The following is a 24285-nucleotide window of genomic DNA, read 5'->3' as shown; positions in this document are numbered from 1 at the left end:
CCTAACGTCGCAGCAGGAAGACCTCATGAACTGGATCAGCAACTACGTCCGGCCCCGGATCAACTCGATCTTTTCGCGCCGCGAGACACCGGACAATCTGTGGACCAAGTGCGATGAGTGCGGCACGATGCTGTTTCACCGCGAACTCAGCGACAATCTGAACGTCTGCACCAACTGCAACCATCATATGGCGATCACGCCGCGGGATCGCTTTGGGGCCCTGTTCGATGGCGGTATCTTTTCCGAAGTCGCGGTCCCCACACCGATCGCGGACCCGCTGCAGTTCCGGGACCAGAAAAAATATCCTGACCGTATGCGCACGGCCCAAAAATCGACCGGAGAGTCAGAGGCGATGCTGGTCGCCGCAGGCGAAATTGGACGCACCCCGATCATTGCCGCCGCGCAGGACTTTTCCTTTATGGGCGGGTCTATGGGCATGTATGTGGGCAACGCGATTATCGCTGCTGCCCAAGAGGCGGTAAAACTCCGCCGCCCGCTGATCCTGTTTTCTGCCGCTGGCGGAGCGCGGATGCAGGAGGGAATCCTGAGCCTCATGCAAATGCCGCGCAGCACTGTCGCGGTCCAGATGCTGAAAGAGGCGGGACTGCCCTATATCGTCGTGCTGACGCACCCGACAACGGGCGGTGTGACGGCCTCTTATGCGATGCTCGGTGACGTGCATATCGCGGAACCAAACGCACTCATCTGCTTTGCCGGGCCGCGCGTGATCGAACAGACCATCCGCGAAAAGCTGCCCGAAGGTTTCCAACGCGCCGAGTATCTGCTGGACCACGGGATGCTGGACCGGGTGACCAAGCGCACCGAAATGCGGGCTGAGTTGATCACCATCACCCGTATGTTGATGAACCAGCCACCTGCTGTGATGGGCGATTTGCCCGCACCAGTACCGCCAGCGTCACCGGCTGAGGCCGACGACACCGCACCGAAAAAATGAGCACGCCCACATCCGACGCGATCCTTGCCCGGATGATGGCGTTGCACCCCAAGATCATTGATCTGACTTTGGATCGCGTCTGGCGATTGCTGGCGGCCCTTGGCAATCCGCAGAACGACCTGCCTCCGGTGATCCACATCGCAGGCACCAACGGCAAGGGATCGACACAGGCTATGATCCGCGCTGGGCTTGAGGCCGCAGGCAAGCGCGTACACGCCTACACATCGCCCCATCTGGCCCGCTTTCATGAACGGATCAGGCTGGCAGGAACTCTAATCTCAGAACCCGATCTGACGGCGCTGCTGGATGAATGCTACGCCGCAAACGGCGGCGACGATATCACCTATTTCGAGATCACGACCTGCGCTGCGATCCTCGCTTTTGCCCGGACCCCTGCGGATTATACGTTGCTTGAGGTTGGCCTTGGCGGGCGGTTGGATGCGACCAACGTGCTCGACACTCCAGCGCTGACCATCATCACTCCGGTGTCTATGGATCACGAGGCGTTTCTTGGAAACACGATCGAGGCCATTGCCGGGGAAAAGGCAGGCATCATCAAGCGCCGTGTGCCCTGCATCGTTGGTCCGCAGGATGAGGCTGGGCTGGAGGTGATTGAGGCGCGCTCTGCGCGGCTGGGTGCACCGGTTCTCGCCTACGGCCAACACTGGCATGCCAGCCCTGAACGTGATGGGATGATTTATCAGGATGAAGTTGGGCTGCTCGATCTGCCCCGCCCTGTGCTGCCCGGCGATCATCAGATCCAGAACGCAGGTATGGCGCTCGCGGCACTCCGGCATTTGGGGTGTGACGAGGCGGCGTGCCTTGCTGCTGTTACTCAAGCGTCCTGGCCGGCCCGGATGCAACGTCTGCGCAGCGGTCCTCTCGCCGAGACGGCGGCGGTTTCGGGCGCTGAACTTTGGTTGGACGGGGGACACAATCCGGCGGCAGGACACGCTCTGGCGTCTGTGTTGCGCAGTCTGCCCGCGCGACCGACGCATATGATCTGTGGGATGCTTAACACCAAAGACGCACGCGGGTATCTGGCCCCTTTGGCAGAGGTGGCTGACAGCTTGACCGCACTGTCAATACCGGGCGAGGCGGCGACTCTTCCGGCTTCTGAAACCGCAAAGGCGGCGCAGGATGTTGGGCTGAACGCGTCAGAGGCTGAAAATGTAGGCGCTGCGTTGGATGAGATCCTTGCCCACACCCCTCATGCGCGGGTTTTGATCTGTGGCTCGCTTTACCTTGCCGGGGCGGTTTTGCGCGAAAACGGCTAGGCTGTCGCCCATCCTTCGCTCTGCATTTCGCGCAAACGCGAGGCGGTGCGTTCGAATTCAAATGTGCCTTCGCCTTCCAGATACAGCATTTCAGGCACCGCGGCGGCCGAACAAATCAGGCGTACTTGCGCCTCGTAAAGGGCGTCAATCAACGTCACAAACCGTTTGGCTTCGTTGAAGTTGCTACGTGACAAGGTGGGGATGTCGTCGATCATCAGCACTTTGCAGGCCTCCGCGATGGCCAGAAAATCGCCCGGCCCCAACGGCTTGGCACACAGATCATAAAAGCTGGCACGCCCTACGCCATTGCGGAAACGCGGGATCGTGACGATGCGGCCCGTCACCGTGATATCCAGCACATGGTCATCGCCCCCGGCCAAATCGTTCCAGATGTCATCCATCTCGCGATGTGCTGCAGTTCCCAGTGGCGTGAAGTATGTCGGACTGCCGGTCAGCCGATCCTGCCGGTAGTCAGTGGGCGAGGCCAGTTCCCACACCACCATCTTTTCCTTGAGCAAGTCGATGAACGGCACAAAAAGTTGTCGGTTCAACCCGTCCTTGTAAAGGTCATCGGGAATGCGGTTTGACGTCGTGACAACCACAACCCCGGCTGCAAACAACGCCTCAAACAGTCGCCCCACGATCATTGCATCGGTGATGTCACTGATCTGCATTTCGTCAAAGGCAAGCAAACGTACCGAGGCGGCCACGTCCGCAGCCACTGGCGCAATGGCGTCATCGACACCTGTCTTGCGGGCTTCGTGCATGGCGGCGTGAATTTCCTGCATGAACGCGTGGAAATGGACCCGGCGGGCCGGGACCTCCACATGGCTCACAAAGAAATCCATCAGCATGGATTTTCCGCGCCCAACGCCGCCCCAGAGGTAAAGCCCCTTTGGTGGCTCAGGTGCCTTGCGGAAGAACCCGCGCTTGACGGGTTCAGCCAAGGCCGCGCGGATGCGTTCAAACTCGGGCAACACTGCCTCTTGCGCGTCGTCCCGTTTCAGCGCGCCTGCCGCCACAAGGGCCTGATATTCTGTCATCAAATCGGTCATTGCCGCCTGTGGTAGCGTGCCATCGCCCGCCTGAAAAGCCAGCACAGTTCAGAGAATGTGATGCCGAGGCAATATTTCCTGATTTGACGGTGTGGATCGATACGTTAACTCTGCTCTGACGCTTCGGAGACACGCCTATGCAAAGCCGCACACCTCTTTTCACTCCGGTCCTGATTGTCGGCTGTGTCATCGTTGTCGTGAGTTTTGCGGTGCGCGCATCATTTGGCGTGTTCCAGATCCCAATCGCGGACCAGTTTGGCTGGGCGCGGGCAGAGTTTTCGACGGCCATTGCGATCCAGAATCTCGCTTGGGGGGTCGGCCAGCCGATCTTTGGCGCGATTGCAGAAAAGATCGGGGACCGCAAAGCGATCATTATTGGGGCAGTGCTCTATGCGGTGGGTCTTGTCCTGTCGGCCTATTCAGTGACGCCGCTTGAACACCAGATTTATGCTTGGCTCGTAGGCTTTGGGATCGCGGGAACAGGCTTTGGCGTCATACTGGCGGTAGTCGGCCGTGCGTCAAGCGATGAAAATCGATCGATGAGCCTTGCCATCGCTGCTGCTGCCGGGTCGGGCGGTCAGATTTTTGGCCCGCCCGTGGCGGAATGGTTGTTGGGGATGATGGCGTGGCCCAGCGTCTTTATGATCTTTGCGGCGGCCATCATGGCCACTCTTTTGACCTTGCCGATGATGCGGGTGCCTGTCCCGGCTTCGAAGGCAGCGGTAGAAGAAACCATGGGCGAAATTCTGATGAAGGCGTTTCGCGACCCGTCGTATTTTCTGATCTTCATCGGCTTTTTCTCTTGTGGGTATCAGGTGGCGTTTATCACGGCGCACTTTCCAGCCTTCGTAACTGAGTTATGCGGACCAATCATGCCTGGTGGTATGCTTGATAGCATGGGCGTTTCGACCACGTCCGCCCTCGGCGCGGTTGCTATTTCGCTGATCGGTCTTGCCAATATTTGCGGGACGCTGGCCGCGGGTTGGGCGGGCAAACGGTATTCAAAGAAGTACTTGCTTGCTGGGATTTACGCCGGGCGTACAATAGTGGCCTCGCTGTTCATCCTGTTCCCCATCACGCCGGAAACGGTGATCCTGTTTTCGGTGGCAATGGGTTCGCTGTGGCTGGCGACAATCCCGCTTACCTCTGGTCTTGTCGCGCAGATTTACGGGGTGCGTTACATGGGTACGCTTTATGGCATCGTGTTCTTTTCCCACCAGTTGGGGTCATTCCTTGGGGTCTGGCTGGGTGGGCGTCTTTACGACCTTTATGGCACCTACACGCAGGTCTGGTGGGTCGGCGTTGCGGTTGGGGCGTTCAGTGCGATTGTGCATCTGCCCATCCGCGAACGCCCGTTAGGACAAGCCGCGCCCGCTTAGTCCAGTGAGGCGCGGATGGCTTCGATCACCTGACCAGTATGTGTGTATGTGATCCCGTGACCCGCCCCCGGCACCACCACCTGTTTTGCTTTGGGGTTCCATTTGGCCAGCTTGTCCTTCCCGGCCAATACGATGACGTCGTCTTCTTTGGCCCAAACGCAAAGTACCGGGATTCCGGCCTTTGCAATCGCTTTGTGCTGGTCTTTGGCGACGCGACGCAAAACGCCGCGCAGAGAAGATAACATGGCAGGGAAGTAGCCCCGCCTGTCCGTCTCGGCGCGTTGTAAATCGTTGATCCCTTCGACACTGCTGGGCAGATCGACCTCTGCATCAAGGCCTTTGCGCAGAATCCGCGGGTAACCCAGCAGAAATAGCCAATCGCCGATGAACGGCACGTTGAGTACGACGCGCATTTTGAGGGAATTGATATTTTGCATGCCCGCCGGCGCCAGCAGGATCAGTTGTTTGATCCGGCTTGGGTAGGTGGCCGCAAAGTGCGTCGCGACCGCTCCGCCCATGGAGTAGCCCAGCACCGTCAGTGGTTCGTCCACCTTCTCATGTTCCAAAAGATCGGTCAGCTGTCGGACGAAGAATGGACCGTCCTGTAAACCCCGCACCGTATCTGAAAATCCCCGGCCAAAATGGTCATAGACCAGCACCCGAAAGCCCATCAACGCCAGCCCCTTGGCCACCCCGCGCCAGACATAGGACGAGGTGCTGAGCCCGTGAATGCACACGGCAACTGGCCCCCGCTCTGGGCCGAGCCAGTAGTAGTGTGTGGTGCCCTGGGACAAGAGTGCGAACTTGCCGGGTGCCTCCTGGCGCTGCGTTTTTGACAGAGGGCTGCGTGTCCACTCAACAGTAAACGGGATCGCCAAAATGCTGAGAAAGATGATCAATGCCCACATCAGCGTGCCCTCCACCGGTCCAGAATATAGCGGCTGGTCATCAAGTCCAGATGCGCGCCGCCTCCGTTTTTGAATAGGGTGATGTCGTCTGTTGCGGGTTTGAAAGACGGCAGATCGTAGTAGTCTGCAAGAAGATGTTCGCGGGCAATCGTGCCTGTCTCAAGCGGGATCTTCACCTCGCCAATATGTCCGACGGTGGTGTCAAAGCTGTCCACATAGACGCGGGACTGAAGCAGAGTGGTGTCGTCCACTTCGCGCATATCTGGGCGGTAGGCACCGATCAAATTGACGTGCTGACCCGGGCGCAGCCAGTCGCCGCACAGCCACGGAGTGGTAGCCATGGTGCACCCGATGACGATGTCAGCGTTGCGCACGGCGGTTTCTAGGTCGGGTTCGACCGTGACATCAGGGTGCGCCTTCGAAAACTCAGCGGCACGCTGCGGTGAACGGTTCCACAGGCCAAAAGCAGCGTCGGGAAAACCTGCGCCAAAGGCTGCGTGCACCGATGCTGCCACAGTGCCTGCGCCCACGATCAGAATGCGCTGCGGCTTTGCCGGGGCGAGGTGCAGGGCCGCAAGCAGGCTGTCTCCGGCGGTTTTCCACTTGGTGACGAGGTGGAAGTCGATGATCGCGTCAAGCGTACCGTCACTGTCAGAGTATAGGGAAACGCCGCCGTTTATGGTCGGCTTTTCTGTATTCTGGGGAAAAATAGTTGCCGTTTTGACGGCCATGCCCAGCCCGTCAATCCACGCGGCGCGGCTTAGCAGGGTATCAGGGTTGCGGTATAGGAACGTGTCGCCAATCTCTGCCTTTGGCAGTGAGTGGCCTGCGGCCAGTGCATCCGTCAGGCCAAGCCAGTCGAGCAGAGTGTCGCCCTGATCAAAGGGGATGACGGGTGGGTTCATGCGGCCTCGTCCTTGTGCAGGAGCCCTTCGGCAACCAGCCGGTCAGCCCAGCCTTGTGGCCCTTCAAACAGATGAGTGTTCCAGCCCCTTGCTTTGGCCGCTTCGATATTGTCCTCCCGGTCGTCGGTAAAAATCAGGTCGGCCCCGCTTAAACCGCTTGCGTCCTCAAGCATTTGGTAAATCTGTGCATCCGGCTTGATGACGGCCATATGGCCGGAAATAAAATCACGATCAAACTGGCGCATGAACGGGTAGTGTGTCGCCGCGAAATCGTAGCTTTGGATGCCGAAGTTTGTGAGGGAAAAGACCGGTGTACCCTTGGCCTGTAACGCGCCCATCAGGCGGACAGAGTGGTCGATCACCGGGCTGGCCATCTCGATCCAACGGTCGTGCCACATACGGATTTCGGCACGCCAGTCGGGGTATTCTTCGGCAGCGGCATAGATAGTATCGGTAAAGTGGTGGCCGAGGTCGACCTTGTCATTCATGGCATGCAAATCCACGGACTCGAACATTTCGCGTCTCCGCGCCTCTCCGATCACGCTGTCGTAAAACCGCTCGGGCTGCCATTCGATCAGCACGTTGCCGATGTCGAAAACCACTGCCTTGATACTCATCGCTGTGCCGCCCTCAGTTCTCGTTCCAGTGCGTCAAGAAAACGCGATCTGTCTGCTTTGGTAAACCCTTTGCCGCCACCCTGCCGAAAGGGGTCAGCGGCGCGCAGATCTGCCATGAGATCGCGGGTGGCCAGAACGTTGCCGATGTTGGCCGCTGTCAACGCCTCACCATTGTGTTTGAGGACCCGCGCGCCCGCTTCGACGCACTTGGCAGCCAGCGGGATGTCTCCGGTGATCACAACGTCTCCGGGGCCCGCACGTTCGGCAATCCACATGTCGGCCACGTCCGGGCCCGCATCGACGATCACGTTTTCGACCAGCGGGTTTTGCGAGGGGCGCAGGCCGCCATTGCTCACCACCTTCATCGCCACTTTGTGCCGCGTTGCGACCCGCTCTGCTTCTGCCTTTACAGGGCAGGCATCCGCATCAATGTAGAGTGTGGTCACGCCCACAGGTTCTCTGCATGAAAGGCCACGTGATCTTCCATGAAGGTCGAGATGAAGAAGTAAGAGTGATCATAACCGGGCTGCATCCGGAACGTCATCTGCTGGCGGCGCGCTGCGGCGGCTTCGGCAAGTGCTTCGGGTTTCAACAGGTCGAGGAACTGGTCGTTGGTGCCCGTGTCAATCAGCATTGGCCCGTCAAAGCCATTGGCACGCATCAGTAGAGTTGCATCGTGGGGCGACCATGCTGCCTCGTCATTGCCCAGATAGGCAGTCAATTGCTTGCGCCCCCAGTCGCTAGCACAGGGGTTGGCGATCGGTGCAAAAGCTGAGACAGACTTGAACCGCTCGGGCAAAGACATGGCCATCGTCAGTGCGCCGTGCCCACCCATTGAGTGGCCGGTGATGCCTTGACGGTCCATGTCGAGGGCGAAATTGCGTTCAAGCAAAGTGGGCAATTCTTCAGTCACATAGTCCCACATGCGATAATGCGCGGCCCATGGGTCTTGGGTGGCGTTGACGTAGAAACCAGCCCCCTTGCCCAGATCGTAGCCATCATCGTCCGCTACATCGTCACCGCGCGGGGAGGTGTCCGGAAAGACCAGTGCAATCCCATGTTCTGCTGCCCAAGCCTGTGCGCCCGCTTTGGTCATCGCGTTTTCGTGGGTGCAGGTCAGCCCGGACAGAAACCACAAGAGCGGCACGGGGGCCTCGGCGGCTTCGGCGGGCAGGAAGAGGCCAAAGGTCATATCGCAGGCGCAGGATGTGGAGGCATGGGTGTACACCCCTTGGGCGCCACCAAAGCATGCATTTTCGGACTGGGTTTTCATGGCCGTGTTCCTTTCGTTTGTTCATCGCTACCGGGCGGGCGCGCGTGCGGCAAGTTTCGGATGCCTCCGGCGGTGGTATTTTTCGTCAGAAGAATTTCAGCTGATCCAGGCAATGACTGCGGTGAGACTGCCGACGCTGAGGGCGGTTGAAACCAGAATGGCCGCTGACACCCGCTGCGGCGCAACGCCATAGTGCTGCGCCAGCATGTAGATGTTGCCTGCTACCGGCATGGCCGCACAGACAATGATCATGGCAGCACCAAAGGGTTCAACATCAAAAATGTAGAGGGCGTAGATGGTCACCGCGAGCGGGTGCAGCACCAGCTTGCAGAAGCTAAGCCACGCTGCGATCTCTATCCGCTCGGTTGATTTGGAGGCCAGAGACGCGCCGATGGCAAAGAGCGCGCCGGGCGTTGCAGCTCCCCCCAGGATTCCAAGGAAATCGTTCATCGGGGCTGGGATCGGAATATCCAACCCCGCACAAGTCAGGCCCAGCGTCATCGCTACGATCATCGGGTTTTTGATCAGGCCTATGCCAATGGTCCTAAGGATCGACAGTGACATCCGCCCGTCCCGCCCAATGGTTATCAGGATTACGATCAGGCTGGAGAACACGATAAGGTCGGTTGCCAGCACCAGCATGACCGGGCCGATGGCCTGTGGGCCGAACAGCAGCGCGAGCATCGGCAGGCCGAGAAAGCCTGCGTTGCCGATCACAGCGCACTGGGCCTCTATTGCCCCTGTTTGCAGATCAAGGCCACGGATGCGCGCGACGGCTGTGGCGATCAAGTAGACAGCAAGCGTGCCACACAGGTATGCCGCAACCAGCTTGCCGTCCCAAACCTCGGCCAGTTCCAGATTGGCCGAGAACCGGAATATCATGGCTGACAGCGCAAAGTAGAACACGAATTTGGTGAGATAGGCCGTCGCCTCTTCGGTGAAAAACCGAGTGCGGCCTGCCCAGTAACCCAAAGCGATCAGGGCGAAAAAGGGCAGGGTTTTGAAAAGGATCGCCAGCATGCGCCACCCTTAGCGCGACCTGCGCCTGCTAACCACTGCCGATCAGCACCCCGGCTGCAAAAACCAGCGCACCGCCTACAACGACCTGCAAAGTTGCCCGCCAAAAAGGCGTGTCCATATATTTGTTCTGAATCCACGCGATGGCCCAAAGCTCGACAAACACCACGGCGATGGCGGTGACCGTGGCTGTCCAGAAATCAGTTATTAGGTAGGGTAGGGCGTGCCCCAATCCGCCCACGGTGGTCATGATCCCGGACGCAAAGCCCCGCTTGATGGGCGAACCGCGCCCCGAAAGTTGACCGTCGTCCGAGGCGGCTTCGGTAAATCCCATGGAAATCCCTGCACCCACAGACGCGGCCAACCCGACAAGGAACGTGGTCCATGTGTCCTGCGTGGCGAAAGCGACTGCAAAGATGGGTGCGAGGGTAGAGACGGAACCGTCCATAAGGCCCGCAAGACCGGGCTGGACGTAAGTCAGGATGAATTGGCGGCGGTCCTTATCGTCTTCTGTTTCACGGGTTCCGTCATCAAGATGCTTGCCTTCCAGCGCATTGGCTTTGCGCTCGTGCCCAGCTTCGGCGGCGGCCAGATCACCGAGCAGTTTGCGCGTGGCTGCATCAGATGTGCGCCCGGCCGCGGCGGTGTAGAACCTCGCGGCATCACGCTCCATCGCTTCGGCTTCGGAGCGGATGCGATCCAGGCTGAGGTTTTCAACCAGCCAAGTAGGGCGGCGGGCATAATACCCCGACACATGCTCGCGCCGGATCAATGGGATCACCTCACCAAAGCGGGCGCGGTGCAACTCGATCAGGCGCTTGCGGTGCGTATCTTCTTCGGCAGCCATATCGTCAAAGATGGCAGCGCTGCCCGGAAAATCGGCGCGCAGGTGTTCGCCATAACCACGATAGATGCGCGCATCGTCTTCTTCCGAGGAAATGGCGAGCGCCAGAATCTCTTGTTCACTAAGGTCGTCGAACCGTTTGCGGTAGGTGGTAAATCGCATGTGTCTGCCGTTAGTTTAGAACCGTTCCAAACTATGATGGCGTGTCTGGCCGAACTTGCAACAGGGTTTTCTCGGTTTTTTTCTGTCGAAACTAAACGGAACAGTTTATGTTACTGACAGTCTATGACACGGGAATCTCTATGAATGACGCGACACCGATGGTCCGGAAGGGCCGCAAGTTTGATCAGGTCCTTGAAGGTGCGCGTATTATTTTCATGGCGGACGGGTTTGAGGGCGCGAGTGTAGACGACATCGCGCGTGAGGCCGGGGTCAGCAAGGCGACCCTTTACAGCTACTTCCCGGATAAACGGTTGTTGTTCATGGAGGTGGCCAATCAGGAATGTGCCCGGCAAAGTCAGTCTGCTATTGATAATTTAGACATGACGGCCAAGCCGCGCGCGGTGCTGGCTCAGACTGGTCGGCATTTTGTGCGCTTTATCACCTCGAAGTTCGGTCAGCAGGTGTTTCGCATCTGCGTGGCGGAATCGGATCGGTTTCCCGAGATCGGGCGCGCTTTTTACCAGTCGGGACCGGCGCGGATGCGCGCGGTGATGACCGAGTATTTTGCCGAAGCCATGGCGCGGGGCGAGTTGCACATGGACGACCTGACCCTTGCGTCGGACCAATTTGGCGAGCTGTGCAAGGCTGATATCTGGCCGCGCCTGATGTTTGGGGTGATCGACCATGTGACGCCTGCCGACATTGACCGGGTGGTTGATGGCGCGGTGGAGACGTTTATGGCGCGCTACGGCACCTGATCCGCTCGACTCGGACGTCCGACTCATCGTATTCAGGTCGAGAACAAAATATGAACATTAATTTATGTCCGACCGTCGCATCCTTTCCCTGTGGTTCCCGCGTCTGGGGGCCGAACGTCTGATCCGGCGCCAACCGGTGCTGGGTGATCAGCCGCTGGCAGTGGTGCAAGAGCAGCAGAATGCGCAAGTTATCACCGCCTTGAACGGTGTTGCGCAAAGCAGCGGTTTGCAGGTCGGCCAACCTGTGCGGGATGCTCATGCGATGTGCCCCGGTCTGCTCACGCATCCACGCAGTGTGGTGGGTGAGACCCGGTTTTTGGAGGCCTTGCAGCGCTGGGCGGGCAAGTTTTCCCCTTGGGTTGCGCCCGAGGAGGGCGACGCGCTGGTTGTGGATCTGACGGGCTGTGCGCATCTGTTTGGGGGTGAGGCGCAGTTGATGCAGGTGGTTGAGGACGATTGCACTGATCTGGGGTTAAGCGTGCTGATGGGTCTGGCGGACACGCGGGGGGCGGCATGGGCCCTGGCCCGCTATGCGGGCCGTGCGGCGGGGTCGGACCGCACAGGCGATGCCATTGACCAAGAGGCGCGGGCCACCCGGTCGCGCGCAGGCAAGCGGCGGCACTGGACCAAAGGGGGTGCGGCCCCGGCCATTCGCACCCGCACCGGCAACACCCAACGCATTGCCGCGCCGGGCCAGACCTATGGCGCGCTTAGCCCCCTGCCCATTGCCGCCCTGCGCCTTGAGCCTGAGGTGACGGCACAGCTGGGCCGCCTTGGCCTGCGTCGGGTGGGGGACCTTCTGGGTCAGCCACGCGCGGGGCTCGCGCGCCGGTTTGGGCGGGGCCTTGTGATGCGTCTGGATCAGGCGATGGGCAGCGCGCCCGAGCCTGTGTCGCCCGCGAAGGCCCCTGACCATTTTGCAGTGAGGATGACCTTGCCAGACCCTATTGGGCTGGCTGAGGACGTGATGGCAGGGATTGACCGGTTGCTGCCGCGTCTGTGCAAGGTATTGGAAGACAAGGGGAAAGGCGTGCGGCGTGTGGCGTTGCAGGCCTATCGCAGCGACCACGGGGTCGAGGTGATCGAGATCGGTCTGGCCCGCTCCAGCTTTGATCCTGCGCGCATCCGTCCGCTGTTAGAGCTGAAGCTGGATGAGATCGACGCAGGCTTTGGTATCGACATGCTGCGCCTTGTGGCCGTGCAGGTCGAACCGCTGCATGACGCTGCTGTGGTGGGTCATCTTCAGGCGGGTGAGGCGGTGCAGGCGCGGTTGAACAAGGCTGACGCGCTGGATGATCTGATCGGCCGACTGGGCGCGCGTGTGGGGTTGGAGGCGATCCGCCGAGTGCATCCGGCGGACAGTCATATCCCTGAAAAAGCACATAAAATACTGGCGGCCGCGTGGTCCAAACCGCATGAGGGCGCATGGCCGGCACCAAGCAATCCGCGCCCATTGCTGCTCTGGCAGCCTGAGCCAGTACACGCCCCTGCCACCCCCCACATGCCGCAGACCTTCCGCTGGCGTGGTCAGGACCTGACCCGGCTGCGCGCGCTGGGCCCAGAACGGCTGGCGCCGGAATGGTGGCTGGACGATCCGAACTGGCGCAGTGGTACACGGGACTACTGGGTGACGGATACGGAGTGCGGTCAGCGGCTGTGGCTGTTTTACGGGCACGGCGGGGCGATGTCGCCGGGCTGGTTTTGTCAGGGCTCTTTTGCGTGATCTGAGAAGCGTACGCGCAACGGCGACTGGACGCTGAGCGGCAAGAGCCGCGAAGCAAGCGTTAACGTCAGCTTTTTATGGCCAAATGGGGGTGCACAACACGTGCACAGCCTGTACACCAGCTGTGCACTGTTTGCCTAGTTAACAGGGCGCGCGGTTGGAAGCGTTAAGTAAAGGTGAAGGGCGGCTTGCTGGATAATCCTGACCTCACTTTTGTCGCTCGAACAAAGTCCCAAAGATCGGCTCGGCAAGGACTGGTTTGCGGACCTTGCCGCCGTTCATGTGCAAGGTTCTCAGGTCTGTGCTGAGCGCACTTTCACAACCGCGAAGACTTGCTTAATTTCCCTCAGGTCCCTAATTTACCATTTGATTTTGCGCGTGTTTGGAGGGGGCCAAATGAGCTTGCCACTTGCTTATTGCGTGATGGTCCTGGGAGTGATTTGTTTTCAGATTGCTCTGATCTTCGGTGCTCCGTGGGGCAGGCTCACACAGGGCGGTCAGACCGAAGGGTCACTTCCAACATCAGGTCGGTTGGTTGCGGCTGCTTCCATTTTTGTCTTGGTTGGTATGGCGCTAGCAGTGCTATCTGCCGACGGTGGCTGGCCGGGTTGGCCGTCTTGGGCGATATGGATTGCTCTCTCGGTGAACGCTTTGAGTATGGTGCTGAACTGGATTACACCCTCAAAAGAAGAACGTAGACTTTGGGGCCCGATCATGACGGTCATGTTCCTCGTGGCCGTTGCCGTTTTTTGGCTCTGATTGCAAGCGGATCTCGTAGTTTTAGCGGGAATTGGGTCGTTAAGAAATAACAGCAAAACATAGGTATGCGAAATTGGTGCGCACTGCAGCATCCGGCGCTTTGGGCTCAAAACTGAACTTCGCTGCGATCATACAGACAGTAACGCATATCAAAGCACAGTTGCCCGCCCAAGCGCATTGCACCCCGGCAACTGTCATTAAAAAGATGGGCTTACCGCTTGTCCACAATCCGAACAGCTTTGCCCTGTGATCGCGCAACGGAGCCGGGGGCGCCGACTTTTACCAAAACACTGATCCCAACGGTTTCCTTGATCTTTTGGGCAAGCGCTGCACCGGCCTGTGCATCCGGCCCTTCGCAGACCACCTCCATCACATCCATACGGTCGGGTTTGGAAAGTTCGATCTGGAAATGTGGGGCGAGGCCGGGTGTGGCCATGATCGCCTCTTCGATTTGCGTGGGGAAGACGTTGACGCCGCGCAGGATGATCATGTCGTCGCTGCGCCCGGTCACTTTCTCCATGCGTCGCATGGACCGCGCGGTACCCGGCAACAGCCGCGTCAGATCGCGGGTGCGGTAGCGGATGATGGGAAATGCCTCTTTGGTGAGCGAGGTGAAGACCAACTCACCCAGTTCGCCGTCCGCGACCGGGATGCCAGTTTCAGGGTCAATGATTTCGGGGAAAAAGTGGTCCTCCCAGATGTGCAGACCGTCCTTGGTTTCGACGCACTCCATCGAAACGCCGGGGCCCATGACTTCGCTTAGCCCATAGATGTCGACGGCGTGCATATCGAAGGCGTCTTCGATCTCTTGCCGCATGGCGTTGGTCCAGGGTTCGGCGCCGAATATGCCGACCTGAAGGGAGGTGGCCCGCGGGTCGATCCCTTGGGCGTTGAATTCATCAAGGACCGAAAGGGCATAAGACGGGGTGACCGTGATCCCTTTAGGTTCAAAATCTTGTATTAGCCGGACCTGGCGCGGGGTCATGCCGCCGGAGATGGGCACGGTTGTCAGCCCCAGAGCGTCGGCCCCAAGGTGGATGCCCAAGCCCCCTGTGAACAACCCATAGCCATATGCGTTGTGCAGCAGGTCGCCCGGAGCGAGACCAGCCGCGCGTAAGGAGCGCCCGACGACGCTGCCCCAGTTTTTGAGGTCATTTTCTGTGTAGCCCACCACTGTCGGTTGGCCCGTTGTTCCGGACGAGGCGTGGATGCGCGCGACCTGATCGCGCGGCACGGCGAACATGCCAAAGGGGTAGCTGTCACGCAGGTCTTGTTTGACGGTGAACGGGAATTTGGCCAGATCACTGAGCGATGCGAGGTCGTCCGGATGCACGCCTGCGGCATCGAAGGCTCGCTTGTAGTGGGGCACGTTTGCATAGGCGTGGTTCAGAGACCAGCTCATCCGTTCCAGCTGCAAAGCTGCGATTTCGTCCCTGCTGGCGATCTCGATAGGGTCGAGTGTGTCGCGCGGCGGTGTGAGATCTTTCATGATGCATCCTCGTCGAAATGCTGGCCTTGAATAGTGCGGGAAAGTCCGCGGAACAGGGCGATATCCTGACCGTCGCTGTCTTGTACGACCACGTCATAGGTGCCGGAGCGCCCGATCCGCGACACTTCGGTCGCCTGTGCGGTCAGTGTGTCGCCTGCCCGCCCCGGAGCGAGGTAGGTGATTTGGTTGGATTGTGCGACGGTTCGTTGATTGTGGGTGTTACAGGCAAATGCGAATGCACTGTCGGCAAGAGTAAAGATCATGCCGCCGTGACAGATTCCGTGCCCGTTGAGCATGTCATCGCGTACAGCCATGGTCAGTGTCGCAGTGCCCGGACCAATCGCGGTGATCGCCATACCCAGCGCCTGACTGGCACGATCAGCGGACCACATTAGGTCGGCGCAGGTGCGGGCCCTTTGTTCGGGCGTCATGAGTGGCTCATTTTTGTATTCATTTCGCGCACTGTTGCGCGGAATTGAGGCCGCATCAACCATTGCTCGTACGCGGGCCTTGAAATTGGGCAGGCATCGCGCAACTGTTGGGACAATGACGTTGCACACGCCTCCACCATCCAATTCGCCCCTGTTGCCCAATCCTCAGGTTGCCTTTCACCGCACAGAGTTGTCTGTGATCCTGTCGCTCTACGGGCGCATGGTTGCGGCGGGTGAGTGGCGCGACTACGGTATTTCCTGTTTGCGCGAAGTCGCGGTGTTCTCTGTGTTTCGTCACACGGCCGAAAACCCGCTCTACCGGATCGAGAAGCGCCCCAAGCTTCGGGGCCGGCAAGGCATGTATGCGGTGATCGGCATAGATGGCCAGATCCTGCGTCGAGGCCATGATCTCAAGACCGTGTTGCGGGTGCTGGAGCGCAAGCTGATCCGCGCCGTCGAGTGATCTGAACGTCTGCAGGCGCACAGGCCTGCGTTTTCAAATTTCGAGCCGTTTGTGGCTGGTGACAGCGCCGGTGTTCGTTGCTGCGATGCGGGCTAGGGCGGCGGTGATGTCTTCTTCGACGACGGACATGTGGTGCGCGTTTGCGTGGATCATCGTGGTTGGGCTGGTTACCAGCGCGACGTGTCCTTTCCAGAACAGAAGGTCGCCGGGGGCGTAGTCGCTGCCATCGGGCAAAGTCTGTCCGACGTCCGTTTCCTGCATATCGCTGTCGCCGGGGCAGGGTTGGCCTGCGCTGGACAACGCGATCTGGATCAGTCCGGAGCAGTCGATGCCTGCACGAGTATTGCCGCCCCAAAGGTAGGGCGTGCCGAGGAACAACCGGGCTATGTCGATTGGGTTGCCATTTGGGGCAGGCAGGGGCGTCAACGCCGCTATAGGTACGTGACCCAGTTCGGTCTCGACAAAGTCTTCGCTCTCTCGCCGCGCAGTAAGCCGTGCCCCGAAGCTGAGGCTGGCGGTTTCGGGGGCTTTGATCGATGCTTGTCTGTAGGCATGTGCGGCTGGCCGCGCCACAATATGTGTTGCTGTCTGGGGGCCGCCGACGCTGCGGGCAGGGACAAAGCCAATGTAGCCATCAAAGGCGGCCCGGACATAAGCGTGTGTGTCGTCTTCACCCATTACTGTGACGTCCGCCCCGGCCAGCAATTGGCGGTCGCGCGCGCCTGACGGGGAGCGGCACAGATCCACATGAGGCCAGACGATCCGCCCCGGGCGATCGACGCCGAGGTAGTCGGGATTGGGTGTCAGGCGCGGATCGCTCACAGCCCAAGCGCGCGAGGCAGAGCGGCAAGCAGCGCGCGGGTGGCTTGCCCCACCCCGCCTTTGGCCCGTGCTGGCGCGTCCCCCGGTTGCCAGCCGTAGATATCAAAATGCATGTATGGCGATTTTTCCACAAAGCGGCGTAGGAATAGCGCTGCGGTAATTGTGCCCGCAAATCCGCCCTTGGGTGCGTTGTCGAGGTCCGCAATACCCGGTTCGATCATCGTCTCGTATGGGGCATGAAAGGGCAGGCGCCATACCGGGTCTGCCTGAGTTTGTGCCGCCTCTTCGAGCGAAGTCACAAGGTGTGCGTCATCGGCAAAGTAAGGCGCCAGATCAGGCCCAACCGCAACTCGTGCTGCGCCGGTGAGCGTGGCCATAGAGATAATCAGGTCTGGTTTGTCTTCGTCCGCGAGGGCAAGGGCGTCGGCCAGCACCAGCCGCCCTTCGGCGTCAGTGTTGTTGATTTCGACGGTCAGCCCTTTGCGCGAGGTCAGGATATCCTGTGGGCGGAAAGCGTTGCCAGAGACACTGTTTTCGACGGCTGGGATCAGTACCCGCAGCCGGATCGGTAACCCGGTCGCCATAATCATATGCGCGAGGCCTAAAACGGCGGCTGACCCGCCCATATCCTTTTTCATCAAACCCATCGAAGCGCCGGGTTTGAGGTTGAGCCCGCCGGTGTCAAAGCACACGCCTTTACCAACGAGGGTCAGTTGCGGGCCGCGCGTGCCCCAGCGCATATCGATCAGGCGGGGTGCGCGGTCGGCGGCGCGACCCACCGTGTGGATCATCGGAAAGTTGGCCGTCAGCAGATCATCGCCGGTGGTCACGTCAATGTCGGCACCGAACTGGTCTGCGAGGGTCCGCGCCGCCGTTTCAAGGTCGGGCGGGCCCATATCTGAGGCCGGTGTGTTGATAAGCGTCCGCGTCAGCGCCTCGCCCTGCGCCATCGCCTCGACGCGGGCAGTATCGATGCCCGGAGGTGCGACCAACTGTGCGCCCATGGCTGACTGCGCCTTGTACCGGTCATAGCGGTACCCGGCGAGAAGCCAGCCAAGCGCTTCGACCTCAAGGTCGGGGACATCGAGGGTGCTGTGCAGCGCATAAGTTCCAGCGGGGAGCCGCGCTGCTCCGGCGGCCAGATGAAAACGCGCTCTGCGCCGTCGGTCGGCATTGCCATAGCCCACAACGGCCATCGCGATCCCGGCGTCGCCGGGAATGGTCAGAGCCTGACCGATCGCACCTGTAAATGCGTGTGCCTTGGCCCATGCCTGTGTTGCGCTGTCCTGAGTCTCCAGCCAGGACGCCACGTCCTCTTCGGCCAAAAGGTAGACCGGGATGGCGTCGGGATCATGTGCGGCAAAGGCAAGCGTCATCGTCAGTCCCCTGTTTATGGACACGCGATGCGACCCTACCTGCTTTGCCCGTCGCCGCAAGAGTGAGGTGATCAGATGGTGACGTCTTGCAGATCCCAGATGGCGGTTAGCGATTCCTCGCCCGTGCGCATGAGGCGGGCGAGCGTGGCCGCAAGCGGCACCGGGTTTTGAGATTTCGCGCAATCGGACACGTCGCGGGCCACTCGCGCCATGACGGTCATGCCGATCTGGTCTGCAATCGCGATCAAAGACCGGCTGGCCTTGCATAACCCGTCAAAGTCGGAAGCGCGATAGAACCGATCGCACTGTGCCATGCGCAGTGCCAGCTCTTCCATCGCGCGGCACACCATGTCCTCGGCAGCGGCTTGTTCCATTTCGGAATAGAGCGCGTCGAGACGGTCGTGATCGACCTTCACGTTTTCAGACAGCCGAAGCTGGGTAATATTCGTCACTTTACTCACCCTTTACTCACCTGGTTTGGTGGACCCCCACGGTCGCTGTACTGTTCGCACATCAGACCTTCCCAAATCGTTATGCGCCTGCTGTCTTTTCCCTCGAATTTGCTGACAATTCCGGGTAACCACGGCCCTTAGGACCAAACAGCGGACAGGCAGAACAGCGCCATGCACAGGATCAAACCTCTTCCGACCTTTCTATTGCAACGCTATCAGGGCTGGAAGGCGACCACCTATGCCGAAAACAGTGCATGGTATCGCCGTCTTGCGAATGAAGGGCAGCGGCCACGTGCGATGGTCATTTCCTGCTGTGACAGCCGGGTGCATGTGACCTCGATCTTTGGGGCGGATCAGGGTGAATTCTTCATCCATCGTAACATCGCCAACCTTGTTCCTCCGTTCGAGCCGGACGGGGATCACCATGGCACCTCTGCGGCGGTAGAATATGCGGTCACTGTGCTGCAGGTCGCCCATATTGTTGTGCTTGGCCACTCCCGCTGCGGCGGTGTGCAAGGGTGCATCGATATGTGCGAAGGCCGTGCGCCGGAGCTGGAAGAAAAGACCAGCTTTGTCGGCCGTTGGATGGACATCCTGCGCCCCAAATACGATCAGGTCGCAGGAATTGGGGAAGAGGAAGACAAGGCGCAGCGGCTGGAACAGCTCGCCGTCGTCACCTCAATAGAAAACCTGATGACCTTTCCCTTTGTCGAATCCCGTGTGAATGACGGATCCCTCAGTCTGCATGGGCTGTGGACGGATATTGCCGAAGGCAGCATGAGCCAGTTCGTCGGAAAAACGCTCGATTTTCAGCCGGTGTGAGAACGCACCCATTTAGGAACACATGATGGATCAAATCCTGAGCCTTGCGGCGACGAATCTGCTCTCGCCCATCATTCTCAGCTTTGCCTTGGGCGTGGCCGCAGCTCTTGCCCGGTCTGATCTGAACATCCCGGAGGCTGTGGCCAAGGGCATGTCGATCTACCTGCTGTTTGCCATCGGATTCAAAGGCGGAGTGAGTGTCGCAGATCACGGGATCGACGGTACGCTGGCTTTGTCACTGTTGGCAGGCATCGTTTTGTCTGCCGCCTTGCCACTTGTTGCGTTTGCTCTGCTGCAGGTGATGGGCAACTTGTCCCGGTTGGATGCGGCGGCGGTCGCGGCGCACTATGGCTCGATCTCTATTGTGACCTTTGTGGCGGCGACTTCGGTGCTTGAAGCCAGCGGACTTTCGTCCGAGGGATATATGGTTGCCGTGGCCGCAGCGATGGAGGCCCCTGCTATTCTGTCGGCCCTTTGGCTGATTTCACGAGGTGGGGATTCGCGCCGGATGGACGATGAGTTGCTGCGCGAGATCATGCTCAATGGCTCGATCGTATTGCTGGTGGGCAGCTTTTTCATTGGTTGGATCACAGGCGTGGATGGGATGACCAAAATCGAGGCGTTTATCGTCTCTCCGTTCCAAGGTGTGTTGTGCCTTTTCCTGCTGGATATGGGTCTGGTTGCGGGGCGCGGATTGCGCAGCAGTTCGGGCGTGCTGACCCCCGGCGTGCTGGCCTTTGGCGTCGTGATGCCGGTGGTAGGAGCGACCTGCGGGCTGGCCGCCGGTTTGCTGTTGGGCGTCAGTACGGGCGGTGTGGCGCTGTTTATGGTTCTGTCAGCGAGTGCGAGTTACATCGCGGTACCTGCGGCCATGCGTGTCGCCTTGCCCGAGGCTAACCCGTCAATCTACCTGACCCTGTCCCTTGGGGTTACCTTTCCGTTTAACCTGACGCTGGGCATCCCCATTTATGTGGCCATCGCCAGCGCCCTTACCGGAGGATCGCCCTGATGGAGACCCACAAAGCCAAACGCGTGGCCATCATCATTGAACAGGTCATGCAATCGCGCCTCACGGATGCGATGTCACAGGCCGGGGTAACCGGGTGGTCTGTTCTGCCAGTTCTGGGCGGATCGGGCAGTTCCGGAGAATGGAGCCGCGAAGGCCAGGTCACGCGCGGTGCAGGCATGGTGCAGGTGATCTGCGTGGTGCGTCCGGACAGAATTGATGCGCTGCTGGAAGCGGCCTTCGCTGTGGTTGAACGGCATATCGGTATCGTCACGATTGGAGACTGCGAAGTTCTTCGGGCAGAGCGGTTTTAGAGGCAGTTACAAACGCCCTTGGTGTCTCTCTCGCCCTGTGAAAACGGGAAAGGGGCGGCGTGCCTTTCTTGGCCAGCCACCCCGTCACCCATTTCCACTCACACACTTGGTGTCTTGTGCCAATTTACAAACGACGCTCGTAAAGGGCAGTGCGATACGCTTGCGTAGGAGCTGAGCCACCACGCTGATGCGCGTGCAGGCCAAACCACTGCGCCATGAAGACCTGAAAAGATCGATTTGCCCCAAAGTGGCGCGGCTTATTGCACGCCAGATGGATTTGCTTTGACAGCATTGGCCGCCCCAACTCTTTTGCAAATAGATCGGTCAGTTCTTGCCGTGACAGCTTTGGCTTCTCCAAAGCGGTGTCCATAAGCTGGCTCTGCGCAGGTCCACAGACCCGCGTCCTTATCCAACTCAACATCCCATTCACCTCATAAAATCCGGCCAGCCCCCCGGCTGGCGGTCATCGCCCGATCCCCCGATCGGTTGATGTGGTCGGGTATGAAGTTCAGAAGTTACCAGTTCGTTGCAACGGTGTCGGGTCATTTTCCTAGGTGGGTCGAGACTTAGATTTTTGTATTTAAATTAAGCCACTAGCTGGCCACACGACTTGGATAAAACTGTCTGTAGCTGCCAAAATAGCGCCGATTGAACGGATTTGGCCACTCTCTGCACTGGCGTTGGTAACTCGATCCGGTCGGAAAACCTTAGCGCAGAACCATGCCCTCGGGCCAACGCAGGTTGGTTTCCAGAGAAATCGTCTCGGTTTCGCCAGCGGGTAAGGCGATCTGCCATTCCAGAATGCCGCGCCGGTCATCTACTGCGCTGACATCCGGGGCAGGCGTGGCAGTCCAGTCAATCACGAGGTCTTCTTGCTCGGAGTACGGCACGGCGTCTTGCACGGTAATATCCCATGCGCGGTTTGTGAGGTTCTCGATATCGATCCGCACGGCCTCCGTTTCTTCGTTGGAACGGTTGATGATCCCGCGATCACCTTCGTTGCGATCCAGAACAACACGGGTCAGGCGCAGCCCTTCGATGGGGCCAAAGAAGATGTCAGCCTCGGCATTTGGGGGGAGGGTTTGCAGCGCTGTCTCACCGATCAACTGGTCATCGACGTAAAGGACAGCTTGTCCGGGCAGCAGGATTTCGGGTGAAGTGTTGTCGAATTCCACAAGACGGAATGCCGTGTCGTTGCGCACTGGTATCGCGCGTGCGGACAAAGTGGCGTCAAAGGTGATCGTGTCCAGCGCGATGCGCACCACATCTTCGCCGGTGCGCACGGTGACCTTACCGGGCAGCGCGTAGGTGACCCCAATCAAGGAAAAATCAGCCGTTGCGAATGATTCTTCGAGGACGACGGGCGATTCCATGGGTGGTGACGCGAAATCCGCAGCAGCAGAAGACCGCATCAGTGTTTTTGCGACTTCAGTCTGCTGCTCTTTCTCGATCCGGCGGAGGAGAGGCCAAAGGGTCCCGGGTTCGGAGCCCGCAAACGGCGAAACGGTGGACAGGGTCAGATCGACGCCCACCCAATCCTCAGCCGAATATTGCGCGACAACCACCGCGCGCGCGACGCGCAATGTGTCGTCATCATCAAGATGGAGGGTGTAGACCGGTGCCCACTCGGCCTCAAACGTGGGATAACGCATCGTGAGCGTAGCCGGACCCGGCTGTGCCGCTGTGACGCTGAGGGTCAGGCTCGCGGGGTCTGTATTGGGCGGAGTCACGGCCTCAAATGCTGCGGCCGCCGTTTGTACTGCAAAGGCCAGATCATCGCGACCCTGACGCAAGGCGCGGGCCTCGGCCTCGGCTGCACGCATGGCTGACCGTGCGGCGGTGCCATCGCTTGCGATCAACTGCCCGATGGTGCGCAGGGTGTCCACGTCTGTGACTGCGTCGCTGGGCAGGGTGATCCCGTTCAGGAATTTAATCTGGTCCTCGGCGGCCTGCGCTTTGGCCAGCGCAACGGCAATGGTGTCATCGCGCTGGGCAAGTGCCTCTGTCGCGGCCTCAAACGCGTCGCGTGCGGCCAGCCATTCGGGCGTGCGCGGTGCGCGGTAAGGGCCGCTGCCATCCTCGTCCCAACTGCGCGACGTCAGTGTCGCGCCGATGAGCGTGATGTCGATCACGCTGGGGTCGAGGTTGCTGTCCATGTCCGCAATGCGCAAATCGTGTTGGCCTGCAGGCATATCGAACGTCACGGTGCGGGTCACAATTGCCCCTTGAGAATAGGCGGTCACAGCGACGGGCGGCGCCGTCAGCATGATTGTGTCGGCAAGGCTGGGCAGAGGCAGGAACAGGGCAAATAGGGCGAGAGCGCGCATGGGGAGACCTTTTTTGATATAGGTCCAGTGTGCACCCGACAGCCTAAAAGAAAAGGGGCCAATTGGCCCCTTGTTCCCCGTTTCTTGTGAGGCGGAGGTTTCCTCCGCGCGGGCCTCAGCCCTTTTTCAGCACACGGTTGCCCAGCAATTCCGCGATCTGCACTGCGTTCAGAGCCGCGCCTTTGCGCAGGTTGTCGGACACGCACCAGAAGTTCAGGCCGTTTTCGATTGTCGAATCCTGCCGGATGCGGCTGATGAATGTTGCGTAATCACCGACGCACTCGACCGGAGAGACATAGCCACCGTCCTCACGCTTATCGATCACCATTATTCCCGGCGCTTCACGCAGGATATCGCGGGCTTCGTCTTCGTCCAGAAACTCTTCGAACTCGACATTGACCGCCTCGGAGTGGCCGACAAACACCGGCACCCGCACGCAGGTGGCCGTGACCTTGATGGATGGATCGACGATCTTTTTCGTCTCCACAACCATCTTCCACTCTTCCTTGGTCGTGCCGTCTTCCATGAACACGTCGATCTGCGGGATCACGTTGAAGGCGATCTGCTTTTGGAATTTCTTGGGCGGCACGTCGGTGACGGGGTTGTAGATCGACTTGGTCTGATCCCACAACTCGTCCGCGCCTTCCTTGCCGGCACCAGATACGGATTGGTAGGTGCTGACCACGACGCGTTTGATCGTGGCGCGGTCGTGCAAGGGTTTCAGGGCCACAACCATCTGCGCGGTGGAGCAGTTGGGGTTGGCGATGATGTTTTTGTTTGCATAGCCCTCGATGGCGTCCGGGTTCACCTCGGGCACGATCAGCGGGATGTCGGGGTCATAGCGGTAAAGCGAAGAGTTATCGATCACAACGCATCCGGCTTTGGCCGCGATGGGGGCGTATTTCTTGGTCGCTTCCGAACCGACGGCGAACAGCGCCATGTCCCAGCCCGTGAAGTCAAACGTATCAAGGTCCTTCGTCTTCAGCGTCTTATCCCCGAACGACACTTCCGTGCCGAGGCTGCGACGGCTGGCCAGCACGGCAAGCTCGTCCACAGGGAACCCGCGTTCCCCAAGGATGTTCAACATTTCGCGGCCCACGTTACCGGTGGCGCCCGCGACGACGACACGATACCCCATAATAGTCTCCTTT

Annotated in this window: 25 protein-coding genes; 10 read left to right on the top strand and 15 right to left on the bottom strand. The window is 59.6% G+C overall.

The window, feature by feature from the left end; all coding sequences use genetic code 11:
* Positions 1 to 25: 25 nt before the first annotated feature.
* Positions 26 to 955, top strand: coding sequence for an acetyl-CoA carboxylase, carboxyltransferase subunit beta (gene accD, locus DHN60_RS17905; protein ID WP_108838689.1), 930 nt, complete (start codon positions 26 to 28; stop codon positions 953 to 955).
* Positions 952 to 2232: a folylpolyglutamate synthase/dihydrofolate synthase family protein gene (locus DHN60_RS17900; RefSeq protein ID WP_108838688.1), complete on the top strand. Its 1281-nt coding sequence runs from the start codon at positions 952 to 954 to the stop codon at positions 2230 to 2232. Before accD ends, DHN60_RS17900 begins: the two co-directional genes overlap by 4 nt.
* Here DHN60_RS17900 and zapE read toward each other — a convergent pair.
* Positions 2229 to 3287 (bottom strand): cell division protein ZapE, encoded by a 1059-nt coding sequence (gene zapE, locus DHN60_RS17895; RefSeq protein WP_108838718.1) that lies wholly within the window; start codon positions 3285 to 3287, stop codon positions 2229 to 2231. The genes DHN60_RS17900 and zapE overlap by 4 nt on opposite strands.
* 137 nt (positions 3288 to 3424) lie before the next feature.
* Here zapE and DHN60_RS17890 point away from each other — a divergent pair, with 137 nt between their 5' ends.
* Entirely contained in the window at positions 3425 to 4666 is a 1242-nt protein-coding gene (locus DHN60_RS17890; RefSeq protein ID WP_108838687.1) for an MFS transporter, read from the top strand.
* On the opposite strand, the gene DHN60_RS17885 is transcribed toward DHN60_RS17890, so the two are convergent.
* The 7 genes from DHN60_RS17885 to mbfA all read right to left on the bottom strand — a co-directional run bounded on the left by DHN60_RS17885 (position 4663) and on the right by mbfA (position 10392).
* Complete coding sequence (locus tag DHN60_RS17885) at positions 4663 to 5574, bottom strand: alpha/beta fold hydrolase (RefSeq protein ID WP_234423700.1); 912 nt, start codon at positions 5572 to 5574, stop codon at positions 4663 to 4665. The two genes, DHN60_RS17890 and DHN60_RS17885, sit on opposite strands and share 4 nt — an antisense overlap.
* Positions 5574 to 6479 (bottom strand): ornithine cyclodeaminase family protein, encoded by a 906-nt coding sequence (locus DHN60_RS17880; protein WP_108838686.1) that lies wholly within the window; start codon positions 6477 to 6479, stop codon positions 5574 to 5576. The genes DHN60_RS17885 and DHN60_RS17880 overlap by 1 nt, the downstream gene beginning before the upstream one ends.
* Complete coding sequence (locus DHN60_RS17875) at positions 6476 to 7096, bottom strand: HAD family phosphatase (protein ID WP_108838685.1); 621 nt, start codon at positions 7094 to 7096, stop codon at positions 6476 to 6478. The genes DHN60_RS17880 and DHN60_RS17875 overlap by 4 nt, the downstream gene beginning before the upstream one ends.
* Positions 7093 to 7542, bottom strand: a complete 450-nt coding sequence (locus DHN60_RS17870) for a YaiI/YqxD family protein (RefSeq protein WP_108838716.1) — start codon at positions 7540 to 7542, stop codon at positions 7093 to 7095. The genes DHN60_RS17875 and DHN60_RS17870 overlap by 4 nt, the downstream gene beginning before the upstream one ends.
* Positions 7539 to 8369 (bottom strand): S-formylglutathione hydrolase, encoded by an 831-nt coding sequence (fghA, locus tag DHN60_RS17865; protein ID WP_108838684.1) that lies wholly within the window; start codon positions 8367 to 8369, stop codon positions 7539 to 7541. The genes DHN60_RS17870 and fghA overlap by 4 nt, the downstream gene beginning before the upstream one ends.
* Positions 8370 to 8465: 96 nt before the next feature.
* Positions 8466 to 9389: an AEC family transporter gene (locus DHN60_RS17860; RefSeq protein WP_108838683.1), complete on the bottom strand. Its 924-nt coding sequence runs from the start codon at positions 9387 to 9389 to the stop codon at positions 8466 to 8468.
* A 28-nt stretch (positions 9390 to 9417) separates the two neighbouring features.
* On the bottom strand, positions 9418 to 10392 hold the full coding sequence (gene mbfA, locus DHN60_RS17855; protein WP_108838682.1) for an iron exporter MbfA: 975 nt from the start codon (positions 10390 to 10392) through the stop codon (positions 9418 to 9420).
* A gap of 107 nt (positions 10393 to 10499) precedes the next feature.
* On the opposite strand from mbfA, the gene DHN60_RS17850 reads away from it, so the two are divergent.
* The 3 genes from DHN60_RS17850 (at position 10500) to DHN60_RS17840 (ending at position 13632) form a co-directional block, all read left to right on the top strand.
* Positions 10500 to 11150, top strand: coding sequence for a TetR/AcrR family transcriptional regulator (locus DHN60_RS17850; protein ID WP_234423699.1), 651 nt, complete (start codon positions 10500 to 10502; stop codon positions 11148 to 11150).
* A gap of 64 nt (positions 11151 to 11214) precedes the next feature.
* On the top strand, positions 11215 to 12873 hold the full coding sequence (locus tag DHN60_RS17845) for a DNA polymerase Y family protein (protein WP_108838681.1): 1659 nt from the start codon (positions 11215 to 11217) through the stop codon (positions 12871 to 12873).
* Positions 12874 to 13269: 396 nt separating this feature from the next.
* Positions 13270 to 13632, top strand: coding sequence for a hypothetical protein (locus tag DHN60_RS17840; RefSeq protein ID WP_108838680.1), 363 nt, complete (start codon positions 13270 to 13272; stop codon positions 13630 to 13632).
* 211 nt (positions 13633 to 13843) lie between these two features.
* Here DHN60_RS17840 and paaK read toward each other — a convergent pair whose 3' ends face one another.
* Complete coding sequence (paaK, locus tag DHN60_RS17835) at positions 13844 to 15121, bottom strand: phenylacetate--CoA ligase PaaK (RefSeq protein WP_108838679.1); 1278 nt, start codon at positions 15119 to 15121, stop codon at positions 13844 to 13846.
* Complete coding sequence (paaI, locus tag DHN60_RS17830) at positions 15118 to 15552, bottom strand: hydroxyphenylacetyl-CoA thioesterase PaaI (RefSeq protein WP_108838714.1); 435 nt, start codon at positions 15550 to 15552, stop codon at positions 15118 to 15120. Before paaI ends, paaK begins: the two co-directional genes overlap by 4 nt.
* Positions 15553 to 15667: 115 nt before the next feature.
* On the opposite strand from paaI, the gene DHN60_RS17825 reads away from it, so the two are divergent.
* The gene (locus DHN60_RS17825; protein ID WP_108838678.1) at positions 15668 to 16015 is read left to right on the top strand and encodes a DUF2794 domain-containing protein; all 348 of its coding nucleotides are present in this window, start codon (positions 15668 to 15670) and stop codon (positions 16013 to 16015) included.
* Between the two features lie 33 nt (positions 16016 to 16048).
* On the opposite strand, the gene DHN60_RS17820 is transcribed toward DHN60_RS17825, so the two are convergent.
* The 3 genes from DHN60_RS17820 to DHN60_RS17810 all read right to left on the bottom strand — a co-directional run bounded on the left by DHN60_RS17820 (position 16049) and on the right by DHN60_RS17810 (position 18665).
* The gene (locus DHN60_RS17820; protein WP_159089280.1) at positions 16049 to 16837 is read right to left on the bottom strand and encodes an NlpC/P60 family protein; all 789 of its coding nucleotides are present in this window, start codon (positions 16835 to 16837) and stop codon (positions 16049 to 16051) included.
* The gene (locus tag DHN60_RS17815; protein ID WP_108838677.1) at positions 16834 to 18213 is read right to left on the bottom strand and encodes a M17 family metallopeptidase; all 1380 of its coding nucleotides are present in this window, start codon (positions 18211 to 18213) and stop codon (positions 16834 to 16836) included. Before DHN60_RS17815 ends, DHN60_RS17820 begins: the two co-directional genes overlap by 4 nt.
* A 71-nt stretch (positions 18214 to 18284) precedes the next feature.
* Complete coding sequence (locus DHN60_RS17810; RefSeq protein ID WP_108838712.1) at positions 18285 to 18665, bottom strand: hypothetical protein; 381 nt, start codon at positions 18663 to 18665, stop codon at positions 18285 to 18287.
* Between the two features lie 171 nt (positions 18666 to 18836).
* Between DHN60_RS17810 and DHN60_RS17805 the strand changes: the two genes are divergently transcribed.
* From DHN60_RS17805 to DHN60_RS17795, 3 genes are read left to right on the top strand one after another with little or no spacing between them, the layout of a single operon-like run.
* On the top strand, positions 18837 to 19487 hold the full coding sequence (locus tag DHN60_RS17805) for a carbonic anhydrase (RefSeq protein WP_108838676.1): 651 nt from the start codon (positions 18837 to 18839) through the stop codon (positions 19485 to 19487).
* A 25-nt stretch (positions 19488 to 19512) separates the two neighbouring features.
* Entirely contained in the window at positions 19513 to 20496 is a 984-nt protein-coding gene (locus DHN60_RS17800) for a sodium-dependent bicarbonate transport family permease (protein ID WP_108838711.1), read from the top strand.
* Entirely contained in the window at positions 20496 to 20807 is a 312-nt protein-coding gene (locus DHN60_RS17795) for a transcriptional regulator (RefSeq protein ID WP_108838675.1), read from the top strand. The genes DHN60_RS17800 and DHN60_RS17795 overlap by 1 nt, the downstream gene beginning before the upstream one ends.
* Positions 20808 to 21514: 707 nt before the next feature.
* Here the strand turns inward: DHN60_RS17795 and DHN60_RS17785 are convergent.
* Complete coding sequence (locus DHN60_RS17785; protein WP_108838673.1) at positions 21515 to 23134, bottom strand: DUF4139 domain-containing protein; 1620 nt, start codon at positions 23132 to 23134, stop codon at positions 21515 to 21517.
* A 115-nt stretch (positions 23135 to 23249) separates the two neighbouring features.
* Entirely contained in the window at positions 23250 to 24272 is a 1023-nt protein-coding gene (locus tag DHN60_RS17780) for an aspartate-semialdehyde dehydrogenase (protein WP_108838672.1), read from the bottom strand.
* Positions 24273 to 24285: the final 13 nt, after the last annotated feature.

Origin of the sequence: Tateyamaria sp. Alg231-49, assembly GCF_900143535.1 — a bacterium.
Classification (GTDB): Bacteria; Pseudomonadota; Alphaproteobacteria; order Rhodobacterales; family Rhodobacteraceae; genus Tateyamaria.
The sequence above is the reverse complement of the archived record's forward strand: the minus strand, read 5'-3'. Positions and strand labels throughout refer to the sequence as shown.

What these genes read in the sequence shown, in the direction of transcription:
- accD (WP_108838689.1), top strand. Translation starts at nt 26, where the DNA reads ATGAACTGGATCAGCAACTACGTCCGGCCCCGGATCAACTCGATCTTT.
- DHN60_RS17900 (WP_108838688.1), top strand. Translation starts at nt 952, where the DNA reads ATGAGCACGCCCACATCCGACGCGATCCTTGCCCGGATGATGGCGTTG.
- zapE (WP_108838718.1), bottom strand. Translation starts at nt 3,287, where the DNA reads ATGACCGATTTGATGACAGAATATCAGGCCCTTGTGGCGGCAGGCGCG.
- DHN60_RS17890 (WP_108838687.1), top strand. Translation starts at nt 3,425, where the DNA reads ATGCAAAGCCGCACACCTCTTTTCACTCCGGTCCTGATTGTCGGCTGT.
- DHN60_RS17885 (WP_234423700.1), bottom strand. Translation starts at nt 5,574, where the DNA reads ATGTGGGCATTGATCATCTTTCTCAGCATTTTGGCGATCCCGTTTACT.
- DHN60_RS17880 (WP_108838686.1), bottom strand. Translation starts at nt 6,479, where the DNA reads ATGAACCCACCCGTCATCCCCTTTGATCAGGGCGACACTCTGCTCGAC.
- DHN60_RS17875 (WP_108838685.1), bottom strand. Translation starts at nt 7,096, where the DNA reads ATGAGTATCAAGGCAGTGGTTTTCGACATCGGCAACGTGCTGATCGAA.
- fghA (WP_108838684.1), bottom strand. Translation starts at nt 8,369, where the DNA reads ATGAAAACCCAGTCCGAAAATGCATGCTTTGGTGGCGCCCAAGGGGTG.
- DHN60_RS17860 (WP_108838683.1), bottom strand. Translation starts at nt 9,389, where the DNA reads ATGCTGGCGATCCTTTTCAAAACCCTGCCCTTTTTCGCCCTGATCGCT.
- mbfA (WP_108838682.1), bottom strand. Translation starts at nt 10,392, where the DNA reads ATGCGATTTACCACCTACCGCAAACGGTTCGACGACCTTAGTGAACAA.
- DHN60_RS17850 (WP_234423699.1), top strand. Translation starts at nt 10,500, where the DNA reads ATGTTACTGACAGTCTATGACACGGGAATCTCTATGAATGACGCGACA.
- DHN60_RS17845 (WP_108838681.1), top strand. Translation starts at nt 11,215, where the DNA reads ATGTCCGACCGTCGCATCCTTTCCCTGTGGTTCCCGCGTCTGGGGGCC.
- DHN60_RS17840 (WP_108838680.1), top strand. Translation starts at nt 13,270, where the DNA reads ATGAGCTTGCCACTTGCTTATTGCGTGATGGTCCTGGGAGTGATTTGT.
- paaK (WP_108838679.1), bottom strand. Translation starts at nt 15,121, where the DNA reads ATGAAAGATCTCACACCGCCGCGCGACACACTCGACCCTATCGAGATC.
- paaI (WP_108838714.1), bottom strand. Translation starts at nt 15,552, where the DNA reads ATGACGCCCGAACAAAGGGCCCGCACCTGCGCCGACCTAATGTGGTCC.
- DHN60_RS17825 (WP_108838678.1), top strand. Translation starts at nt 15,668, where the DNA reads ATGACGTTGCACACGCCTCCACCATCCAATTCGCCCCTGTTGCCCAAT.
- DHN60_RS17815 (WP_108838677.1), bottom strand. Translation starts at nt 18,213, where the DNA reads ATGACGCTTGCCTTTGCCGCACATGATCCCGACGCCATCCCGGTCTAC.
- DHN60_RS17805 (WP_108838676.1), top strand. Translation starts at nt 18,837, where the DNA reads ATGCACAGGATCAAACCTCTTCCGACCTTTCTATTGCAACGCTATCAG.
- DHN60_RS17800 (WP_108838711.1), top strand. Translation starts at nt 19,513, where the DNA reads ATGGATCAAATCCTGAGCCTTGCGGCGACGAATCTGCTCTCGCCCATC.
- DHN60_RS17795 (WP_108838675.1), top strand. Translation starts at nt 20,496, where the DNA reads ATGGAGACCCACAAAGCCAAACGCGTGGCCATCATCATTGAACAGGTC.
- DHN60_RS17785 (WP_108838673.1), bottom strand. Translation starts at nt 23,134, where the DNA reads ATGCGCGCTCTCGCCCTATTTGCCCTGTTCCTGCCTCTGCCCAGCCTT.
- DHN60_RS17780 (WP_108838672.1), bottom strand. Translation starts at nt 24,272, where the DNA reads ATGGGGTATCGTGTCGTCGTCGCGGGCGCCACCGGTAACGTGGGCCGC.